Origin of the sequence: Prevotella falsenii DSM 22864 = JCM 15124, assembly GCF_000613945.1 — a bacterium.
In the GTDB taxonomy this organism is placed as follows: Bacteria; Bacteroidota; Bacteroidia; order Bacteroidales; family Bacteroidaceae; genus Prevotella; species Prevotella falsenii.
The window spans coordinates 98,620-108,370 of record NZ_BAJY01000006.1 but is presented as its reverse complement, the minus strand read 5'-3'; the positions used below and the strand labels follow the sequence as shown (position 1 = coordinate 108,370).

At 44.5% G+C, this 9,751-nt stretch carries 6 protein-coding genes and 1 pseudogene; 3 read left to right on the top strand and 4 right to left on the bottom strand.

Annotated elements, in window-relative coordinates; genetic code table 11:
• The first annotated feature begins 83 nt into the window (after window positions 1–83).
• Complete coding sequence (locus JCM15124_RS15740; RefSeq protein ID WP_156930631.1) at window positions 84–395, top strand: hypothetical protein; 312 nt, start codon at window positions 84–86, stop codon at window positions 393–395.
• Here JCM15124_RS15740 and JCM15124_RS03990 read toward each other — a convergent pair.
• The 4 genes and pseudogenes from JCM15124_RS03990 to hflX all read right to left on the bottom strand — a co-directional run bounded on the left by JCM15124_RS03990 (window position 385) and on the right by hflX (window position 8,267).
• Window positions 385–2,028, bottom strand: a complete 1,644-nt coding sequence (locus JCM15124_RS03990; protein ID WP_024998393.1) for a fumarate hydratase — start codon at window positions 2,026–2,028, stop codon at window positions 385–387. The two genes, JCM15124_RS15740 and JCM15124_RS03990, sit on opposite strands and share 11 nt — an antisense overlap.
• A gap of 147 nt (window positions 2,029–2,175) precedes the next feature.
• Window positions 2,176–5,094, bottom strand: a complete 2,919-nt coding sequence (locus JCM15124_RS03985) for a M16 family metallopeptidase (RefSeq protein ID WP_024998392.1) — start codon at window positions 5,092–5,094, stop codon at window positions 2,176–2,178.
• Window positions 5,095–5,115: 21 nt separating this feature from the next.
• Window positions 5,116–6,974: pseudogene (locus tag JCM15124_RS13175) on the bottom strand (DUF4954 family protein).
• 30 nt (window positions 6,975–7,004) lie between these two features.
• Entirely contained in the window at window positions 7,005–8,267 is a 1,263-nt protein-coding gene (gene hflX, locus JCM15124_RS03975) for a GTPase HflX (protein WP_024998391.1), read from the bottom strand.
• Window positions 8,268–8,476: 209 nt separating this feature from the next.
• On the opposite strand from hflX, the gene JCM15124_RS03970 reads away from it, so the two are divergent.
• Together JCM15124_RS03970 and JCM15124_RS03965 are read left to right on the top strand one after the other, a co-directional pair.
• Window positions 8,477–8,806 (top strand): 2-amino-4-hydroxy-6-hydroxymethyldihydropteridine diphosphokinase, encoded by a 330-nt coding sequence (locus JCM15124_RS03970; RefSeq protein ID WP_024998390.1) that lies wholly within the window; start codon window positions 8,477–8,479, stop codon window positions 8,804–8,806.
• Between the two features lie 52 nt (window positions 8,807–8,858).
• Window positions 8,859–9,695 carry a tetratricopeptide repeat protein gene (locus tag JCM15124_RS03965; RefSeq protein ID WP_232220073.1) on the top strand — a complete coding sequence of 279 codons (837 nt, stop codon included), beginning with the start codon at window positions 8,859–8,861 and terminating at the stop codon, window positions 9,693–9,695.
• Window positions 9,696–9,751: the final 56 nt, after the last annotated feature.

Here is a 9,751-nt window from a genome sequence, read left to right as displayed (position 1 = left end):
GTAATATAAAAGATGTAAACCGCCTATATATGTAAGAGAAAGCAGAAAGAGAAACGCCCCGAAATCTATATGTATGTGAGGCTGTGAAGCGTGAAAGGAATGGATATTCAGCCTGTATGTTGAACCCCAATCGACCATTAGGACGCATTTGCTTATATTTGTTATTACCTTCATGCTTCCTTACTGCTTTGGTCCGCTTGCCGACATCTGCGCCGCCATTCCATCTCGCCGTAGCCCGCTACGCCTTCGATGAAATGCCGGCACAGCTGCTCGACAATCGAAGAAAAGCGGTCAAGCACTCTAATGAACGATTTGGGTTGAAACGAAAAGAGGGTATATCAAAAGTCCGATCTGATATACCCTCTTGTTTAAAGAAGTTGTTTGTTATTTCTTAGGACAACCCGTCCAAGGCTTTAGCTGCTTGAAGAAGTCGTTGCCTTTGTCGTCTACAAGGATAAATGCGGGGAAGTCTTCAACCGTAATCTTATAAACGGCTTCCATGCCGAGTTCAGGGTATTCCACACATTCTATGCTCTTGATACTGCTTTGCGAAAGTACGGCAGCCACGCCGCCGATGGTTCCGAGATAGAAACCGCCATGCTTCTTGCAAGCATCGGTAACTTCTTGTGTACGATTGCCTTTGGCAATCATTACGAGCGAGCCGCCATTGGCTTGAAATTCATCGACGTATGGGTCCATACGGTTGGCTGTTGTTGGTCCCATAGACCCACAAGGCAGTCCGTTTGGTGTTTTTGCAGGTCCTGCGTAAAGCACGGGGTAGTCCTTAAAGTATTGTGGCAATGGTTCGCCGGCATCGAGACGAGCCTTGAGTTTTGCGTGTGCGATGTCGCGCGCCACGATAATGGTACCCTTTAAGTTTACACGCGTAGAAACCGGGTGCTTGGTAAGTTCGGCACGAACGGCATCGATGCCTTTGTTCAAGTCGATTTCTATGCCCTTGGCACCTTCGCCGGGCTTACGGTATTCTTCAGGAATGAGTTCGCCCGGGTTGGTGTCCATCTTCTCCAACCAAATACCGTCTTTGTTTATTTTGCCCTTTATGTTGCGGTCGGCAGAGCAAGATACGCCCATACCGATAGGCACGCTGGCACCGTGGCGTGGCAGACGAATAATGCGAATGTCGTGTGCAAGATACTTGCCGCCGAACTGCGCACCGAGTCCAATCTTATGTGCTTCTTCGAGAATTTTCTTTTCCAACTCGATGTCGCGGAAAGCACGGCCTGTTTCGTCGCCTGTTGTAGGAAGCGCATCGTAATATTTGATGCTGCCGAGCTTGACCGTGAGCAAATTCTTCTCGGCTGACGTGCCACCAATGACAAAGCAAATGTGGTACGGAGGGCAGGCTGCTGTGCCAAGACTCTTCATCTTTTCTACCAAGAAAGGAATGAGCGTGCCTTCGTTCTGAATGGTGGCTTTGGTCATAGGGTAGAAGTAAGTTTTGTTGGCAGAGCCGCCTCCCTTCGCCACCATTACGAATTTGTATTCTGCACCTTCGGTTGCTTCGATGTCGATTTGCGCCGGAAGGTTGCACTTGGTGTTCACTTCGTCGAACATGTTCAGCGGTGCGTTCTGCGAGTAACGTAGGTTCTCTTGTGTGAACGTGTTGAAAACACCAAGCGAAAGTGCTTCTTCGTCCTCGAACCCTGTCCATATCTGCTGCCCTTTCTCGCCGTGGATAATTACCGTACCTGTGTCTTGACAGAAAGGCAACACACCCTTTGCAGCCGTTTCGGCATTGCGCAGGAACTGGAGCGCAACATACTTGTCGTTTTCAGAAGCCTCGTCGTCTTTAAGAATGGCAGCAACTTGTTCGTTATGTTCGCGACGGAGAAGGAACTCACAATCGTGAAAAGCCTCTTGTGCCAATAGTGTCAATGCCTCCGGGGCTACTTTCACAATCTCTTTACCTTCAAAGTTAGCGACTGCGATTCCCTCTTTAGAGAGCAGTCTGTACTCTGTTTCATCTTTCCCCAATTGAAACATCGGGGCATACTTGAATTCAGCCATAGTCTTTAAAAATAACCTGACACCATTATATATAAGACTCTCTTGTCTTACAATTCATGGTGTCAGGTTTCTATTAATGTTTAAATAATGTTTTTGTTTTGGTCTTGCAGCTTAGGATTTACCGAGTTTGCAAGACGTTATCTTGATTTAATAACCAAAGATTTCTTCTGTTGTAACACGCCTGATAGGTGCAATCTTCTCCAAAGCCTTGATGTCGAGTTCCTTTTCATTGCCAAGAATGAGATACTTGAAGGTCTTGTTTGCCATGTTGGTCTTCTCGAAGTTGATAATGTCATCAAACGTTACGCTTGGCAGGTCTTTGTAAATCTTCTCGATCAAACTGCAATCCAAGCCCATCTTTTGTGCGTCCATATAAGCAGAAAGGATAGAGTACTTGGTTGTACGAGCCGATACAAGGCTCTTTAAAAGATTTTGTTTTGCCAAATCGAAGTTGGCTTGTCGAACGGGAACATTGTTGAGAAGTTCGTTGAACTGTGCAACGCAGTCCATCATCTTGTCGTTCTGTGTGATGATGTAAGTGAAGAAGTTCTCTTTGTCGCCCAAACGGTTCGGCATTCGATAGTTTGCGCTTGCAGAGTAAGCCAATGCACGTGCCTCGCGCATTTCTTGGAATACGATGGCATTCATACCGCCTCCGAAGTACTCGTTAAAGACCGCAATCTTTGCAGCATCGTTTGGATTCCACTCTTTGTTCTCATTGTGGAACTGAACCATATAGATGTTCTTGGCATCGTAAGGTGCAAGAAGAATTTCATTCTTAGGCGTTGTCTGCAGCGTATAATGCTTTTCTTTTGGCAGCGGAGTGAACTTCTTGGCTGTCTTGAAGGTTTTGCTCAAGAGGTTGTCAATATCTTTGAGCGAAGAAGGACCGTAGTAAAGCACTGTCTGCTTGTAGTTTTTCAAGTTCTTCAGCGAATTTAACAGCTTCTGTGGGTCCATATTCTTGAGCTGTTCTTCGCTCAAGATGTTGCGCTTAGCGTTGTAAGGACCATACATACCGTAGTCTAACAAGGCTTTGAAGTTTTCGCTTTGGTCGGCTTTATCGTCCTTTCGCGATTTAATCAGCAAGTCCACGGCAGCAGCATAGGCTTCCTTGTCTACCTTTGCATTATCAATCACGTCGTTGATAAGTGCCAACGCCTTTGGAAGATTTTCGTTTAAGCCTGTCAGTTTGAAGTAAGTTTCGTCCTTTGACTGACCGATGTCGTAGTCGCAGGCAAGTTTATACAACTCTTGCTTAATCTGTGCGTTGGTCATTTTGTCTGTGCCAAGATAGTCGATATACATCTTAGCGTAGCCCGGCAATATATCGCTCTCCTCTCCGAAAGGAATTTCCAAGTAGAGTGTGAATAGGTCGTCCTGTGTGTTTTGCTTGTAAAGGATAGGCCAACCTTTCTTTGTTGTAGACTTGGTAAGGTCTTTCTTGAAATCAACAAACACTGGTTTGATAGGTTCAACCTGATGATTTACAACCTCTTGCAAGAAAGCTGAGTGCTTGTCGTTATTTGTTGGGATTGGTGTAATCTTTGGCTTGTCTACCTTTTGAATAGTAGTGTCGGTGCCTTGAACCTTGTAAATGACTGCATAACCATTGTCAAAGAAACGATTTGCAAAGCTAACGATTTCTGCTTTTGTCATCTTTGAAATGCGGTTGAGCCTGTCTACTTCTTGTTTCCAATCAACATTGTTGATGAAAGCATCTACAAAAGCCTTGGCACGGAACTCGTTGTCGTCGAGATTCTTATAATAGCTGCGCTTGTAATTGTTGATAATAGAAGGTAATAAGTCGTCAGAGAAATCGCCCTTCTTCAGTTTTTCTATTTCACTAAGCAATAAATCGCGAACCTCTTGCAAGGTTTGCCCCTTCTTGGGAATACCCATTGCAATGAACATAGAGTAGTCTGTGAGTTCAGAGAAGCCCGCACCTGCTGATTGAACCTTCATTGTCCGATTCAAATTCAAGTCGTAAAGACCGGCACGACCGTTGCTTAACAAATCGCCAATGATGTTCAGCGTATCGCATTGCAGAGAGTTTCCCTTGTCGGCTCTCCAACCCAAGTAAATCGTTTCTGCCTCCAAGCCAACTACCGTTGTATCAACAGGGGCTGTAAACTTAGGTTGAGCACTGTATTGAGGTGCACTCAGCGTTTCGCTTCTTTTCCAATTACCGAAATATTTCTCTATTATTGCCACCGTTTCCTCCGGATTGAGGTCGCCGGACATACAGATTGCTATGTTGTTTGGCACGTAATAGCGGTGGTAATAGTTCATAATGTTCGTGATAGAAGGGTTCTTCAAGTGGTCGCCTCTACCGATTGTGGTCTGTGTACCGTATGGATGGTTAGGGAAAAGCTTTGCCATTAAAGCTGTAAATAGCTTTCGGCTGTCGTTTGTTAAGCCCATATTGTATTCCTCATACACCGCTTCAAGCTCTGTATGGAAGCCACGAATAACCATATTTTGGAAACGGTCGCCTTGCACTTTCGCCCATGATTCAATCTCGTTGCTTGGTATATTCTCCACATAACAAGTAACATCGTTAGATGTATAAGCATTTGTTCCCTGACTTCCGATAGCTGCCATGAGCTTGTCGTACTCGTTAGGAATGTTGTATTGTGCAGCAATCTGAGACACAGAGTCAATCTTGTGATACCAAACCTTGCGCTTTGCAGGGTCTTTCATGTGGCGATACTCTTCGTAAAGGCTCTCTATTTGCTTCAGATAAGGGCGTTCAATCTCGTAGTTGGAAGTACCAAACTTATCTGTTCCTTTAAACATAATGTGTTCAAGATAGTGTGCCAAGCCTGTTGTTTCAGCAGGGTCGTTGCGGCTACCCGTACGCACGGCAATGTAAGTTTGAATGCGTGGCTTCTCTTTATTTACACTGATGTAGACTTTCAACCCGTTGTCAAGGGTGTAGATGCGTGTCTTCATTGGGTCGTTAGGCACGCTTTCATAGGTACGAGTCTGTGCTTTTATGCCTACAACACCGAGTAGTAGGAGCAAAGACAAGCCTATTTTTCCAAAAGAAAGGTTTTTAAGCATAATGTTTTATTTATATTTTTGTTAATTGATTATTGTATTACTGTTTTCCTGTTCGAGCTTTTCAAGGAAGTCTTCCAATACTTCTTTATCTACGTCGCCCATACTATATTCTTTCTCTGCATCTTTGCAAATTTCGCTAATCCATGTTTTCAATGCATCGTTATAGTCGTCTATGATTTGTGCTTCGATAGTTTCAGAAATGTCCTTGCTGCCATAATAATGCTCGATGAGGAAGCGTGTCCAATCCCAAGCGTATCTGTAATAGTTGGAATTTATTTCCTTGAAGCGGTCGTTTACGTCTTCAATGGTTTCCAAACTGCCGCTTTTAATATCTTCGAGTATGCGTTGCTCTTCATAATCAGGTAGAAGCAAGCCGCCTAAATCGCTCCATACGTTTATCGAATGCTGTTCCAACGGCTTGTCGAGTATGTCCAAATGTTTGGCTTTCTTCAGCATTTCACCCATATAAATACGGAGAGCTACATCGTAAAGCTGAATACCTTTGTCCAAACTCGATGCTTTTATGGTGTAACCATTATATATATAGCAGTCGGAAGTGGCACCACTTGCTTTCTTTAGTGCTTTCAACGTATTTTTTCCACGAACTATTTCGCTTGCAGTGAAGGGCGATAGCCACTCGAAATTGATGATACTCTTCTGCGAACTTTGTGGTCGCAAGTCGCGTTTGGGCCACTTTCGTACATCACGATAGAGCCTACGGTTGCAATATTACGTCCCGGAACGATGCAGGGCTCTTCGTTGTAGGCGATAATATACGAGAATGGCAGTGCCTCTGTGTGGGGGTGGTTGGTTATTTTGCCGAAACAAACAGAAAAAGCACCTATTGTTGCAGGCATAACAACGTGGCTGCCACTTGCTGTTTTACACCCCCGCTCTAACGTTCCATGGTGCAATGGTCCCATCTTGTAAGCGTGATTGGAGAAGTTTGTAGCAGAACCGGCATTGTAGAACGAATACATTCCGCCGATAAGGAGCGTACTTTTATGGTGTGAAACCGAGAAAGGTCCGCAGAAAGCAGCGCACGCTTCGCCGTTTGCCATGTAAGAATTGGCAAAGAAAACACTCTGCGACGCTGTAAAGCCATTGGCAATATGACAAGTCTCGCCGATAAAACAATCTTGTATTTTCGCGCTGTTGATGATGCTCGACCCTTCGCTGATGATAGAGTTTTCGCAGATAACGCCCGTACCGATATACACATTTGCATGTTCGGAACTGAGAATGGTGCAATCGCAAAGTCTGCTTGCGCCCGAAATCTCGCAATCGTTGTGAATGATTGTGTTTGTTATCTCCTTTGAATTTACTATCTTTACATTGTTTCCGATGGTACTGACGGCAGGTGTAAGACGTGCAATCTCTTCCGAAACCAATCGGCGAATGGCATTCTTAAGGTCTTTGTCCTTAAAGTGTTTCACCATAAGGGCAGCAAATTGACTGCTTAATTCGGGGAACATAATAATGTTTCCGTCGCCCGCCTCGTTCAATACCGATATAACATTGCCTTGTCCGTAGGTTGCACCTTCGGTCGTTTCCATTACCGAAACGTTGGCTATCAGACAGTCGTCGCCTATGGTGTAGTTGTGAATGTAGTTTCCTATCTTCTCAATCAAGCAGTTGTTGCCCACGGTTACGTTTCTTAAAGTAGCATCGTTGATGCCTGAATGCTTGAAGAAACCTTTTGAAACTTCAACATTCTTCTCGAAAGCACCGAGCCGAATATCGCCGTAGAAGATGACACGATGCAGGAATTTGGGTTGAAAACCGTCTTCGTCTACTTCTATTTTGCTCCAATCTTCAGCCCAACAGTTGTTGTTCTCAAGAATAAAAATTTCGTTGTCGGTTAATGCTCTGTATGCCATATCTGTGAAACAATGAATGAAACGTAAATGCTATTGCGCACCTTCTTCTACATCCGTGTAGTATAAAAAGTCGTTGTAAGGATACTTTTGCACGTGAAGTTCTTTTACTTTCTTGTATAAAACATCTCTGAATTCGTCGATGTTTTCTTTCTCTTTTGCCGAAATAAACAAGCAATCGTCGTTCAGTTTCGCCATCCACGTGCGCTTTAGTTCTTCGAGCGACACGTTTTCCTTGCTCATTGGCGTCAGGTCGTCTTCTTCTTTTTCCTCCCAAGTATAGTTGTCTATCTTGTTGAAGATTATCATTGACGGCTTTTCGGCACACTCCAAATCTTTCAAAGTTTCTGTTACGACTTGTATTTGTTCCTCGAAGTCGGGGTGAGAAATATCTACAACGTGCAGCAACAGGTCGGCTTCGCGTACTTCGTCGAGGGTTGATTTAAACGAATCGACCAAGTCGGTGGGCAATTTGCGTATAAATCCTACGGTATCTGCCAAGAGAAAAGGCAGGTTTTGCAGCACAACCTTACGCACTGTCGTATCTAACGTGGCAAACAACTTGTTTTCTGCAAACACTTCGCTTTTGGCTAACATGTTCATAATGGTCGATTTGCCTACGTTGGTATAGCCCACCAATGCCACACGAATAAGGCGTCCGCGGTTCTTTCGCTGCGTTATCTTCTGCTTGTCTATCTCTACCAAGCGTTGTTTCAGCAGGGTCATACGTTGCAAAATAATACGGCGGTCCATCTCCAACTGAGTTTCACCCGGACCGCGCAAGCCCACCGAGCCTTTGCCACCGCCCGAACCGGAGCCGCCGCCCTGTCGTTCGAGGTGCGTCCAGAGTCGTTGCAAGCGTGGCAACATATAGCGATACTGTGCCAATTCTACCTGTGTCTTGGCGTTGGCAGTCTGTGCACGCATGGCAAATATATCGAGAATGAGAGATGTTCTGTCGAGAATCTTTACTTGTAGTTCGTTTTCAATGTTCCTCAATTGTTTAGCCGACAACTCGTCGTCGAAGATTACCATACCGATAGGTTCGTCTTCGTCTTCCTTTGTTTTGATGTATTCTTTTATTTCTGCAAGTTTTCCCTTGCCCACATACGACGTCATATTCGGTCCGCCAACACGTTGTGTAAAGCGTTTCACGGTAACGGCTCCTGCGGTATCGGCAAGAAATTCCAATTCATCTAAGTATTCTTTGGTCTTGGCTTCGTCCTGCTCTTGCGTTATCAGTCCTACAAGTATGGCGGTTTCGGCTTTGACTTCCGATATAACAAATTCTTTCATTCAAACAATAGTACTATATATTATAATGTGGCTACAAAGTTAATAAAAAGTTAAGAGTCCATAAGAAGCGTTTGAACGTTTTTTATTCGCAATTGTTATTTTTTATAAATAATGTGCTGTTTATCGTACCTTTATAATAGAATAGCGTACTTTTGCAAGCCGGAAGATACGAACAGAAGTATGTTAGCTTAGTATAATTAATAAAGAAAATGAAGATAACAATAGCACTTGGCTCGAATACCGAGCAAGAAAAGCATATAAAGGAAGCCGTTGAAAGGTTGAAGGCTGTGTTTTCAGATATAACTTTCACGCAACCGCAATGGACCGAACCCGTCGGCATCGTGTCGGACAGATACTTGAATTGCTTGGCTGACTTCACCACATCGCTTTCGTTGCAACAGCTTGTGCAACAACTGAAAGACATAGAAACAGCAATGGGCGACACACACGAAAACCACAAACAGGGCATTGTGCTGATAGATTTAGATGTTATAAAATATGGAGATAAGGAGGTTAAGAAGATTGCTTGGCTGCAATAATATACACGGAAACAGTCTTTTGGCAGCGTTGAAACAGCATCTGTGTTGCCTTTTGGCATTTCTGTGCTTATCGGTTCTGTCGGCATCGGCGCAGACTTCCGACCCCGACCCTGTGCAATTGGACAAGGCGGTGGCTTATTTCAATTCGGGGAAATACCACGAAGCATTGCTTATTTTCCAACAGTTGGACAGGCGATACAAGCTGAACGACCGCTTTCGTGCCTATATAGGTCTGTGCTATTACCACGAATGGGATTATAAAAGTGCAACGGATTATCTTGACGAGGTGGCACCGCGCCTTGCCGTACTTGCCCCGCACGAGCGGTCGGTGTATTATTTTGCCAATGCCGAGAGCCATTTTCAGTTGCAGGAATACAAACCTGCCATCTCTTTCTACGAGCAAGCACTCACTGTTTGCTACGACAGCGAGAAGGGAGAAATATACTATCGACTCGGATTGTGCTATATGTTTGGCGAGGAATGGGAGAAAGCGCGCGATGCTTATGTGCTTTCCGAAGCATTTTTCCGCAAGCATCGCACCGTAACCGATGTGGAAGCCCGATTGGCGCAGGTAGTAAATATGCGCAAAGGGTGCCAAACCAAGATTGATGAAAAGATGACTGCCGACAGCATTGCCCGCGCAAAGGCAGTGGACGACAGCCTGCGTGCCATTGCAGCAACTGTTCCGTTGGATTCTGTCATCACCGAAAAGCCGACAGATACCATATCTTCAAAACCTATCGTAACAACACCCATCATTGACGAGAAGAAGAAAACGCCGGTGCCACCGATAGACGATAAGCCTGCAAAGCAAAAGAAAAAACAGGAAGACGTTGCACCTATCAACCTTGAAGACTTGTATAAAGAGAAAGTAAAAGTGGAAGAATAGATTTTTAAGAAAACATTTAAGGCAGATACTGAAAACCTTACAAAGGTTATTTTAGC

Coding starts and splice junctions, on each gene's coding strand:
- JCM15124_RS03985 (WP_024998392.1), bottom strand. CDS start 5,094: ATGCTTAAAAACCTTTCTTTTGGAAAAATAGGCTTGTCTTTGCTCCTA.
- hflX (WP_024998391.1), bottom strand. CDS start 8,267: ATGAAAGAATTTGTTATATCGGAAGTCAAAGCCGAAACCGCCATACTT.
- JCM15124_RS03970 (WP_024998390.1), top strand. CDS start 8,477: ATGAAGATAACAATAGCACTTGGCTCGAATACCGAGCAAGAAAAGCAT.
- JCM15124_RS03990 (WP_024998393.1), bottom strand. CDS start 2,028: ATGGCTGAATTCAAGTATGCCCCGATGTTTCAATTGGGGAAAGATGAA.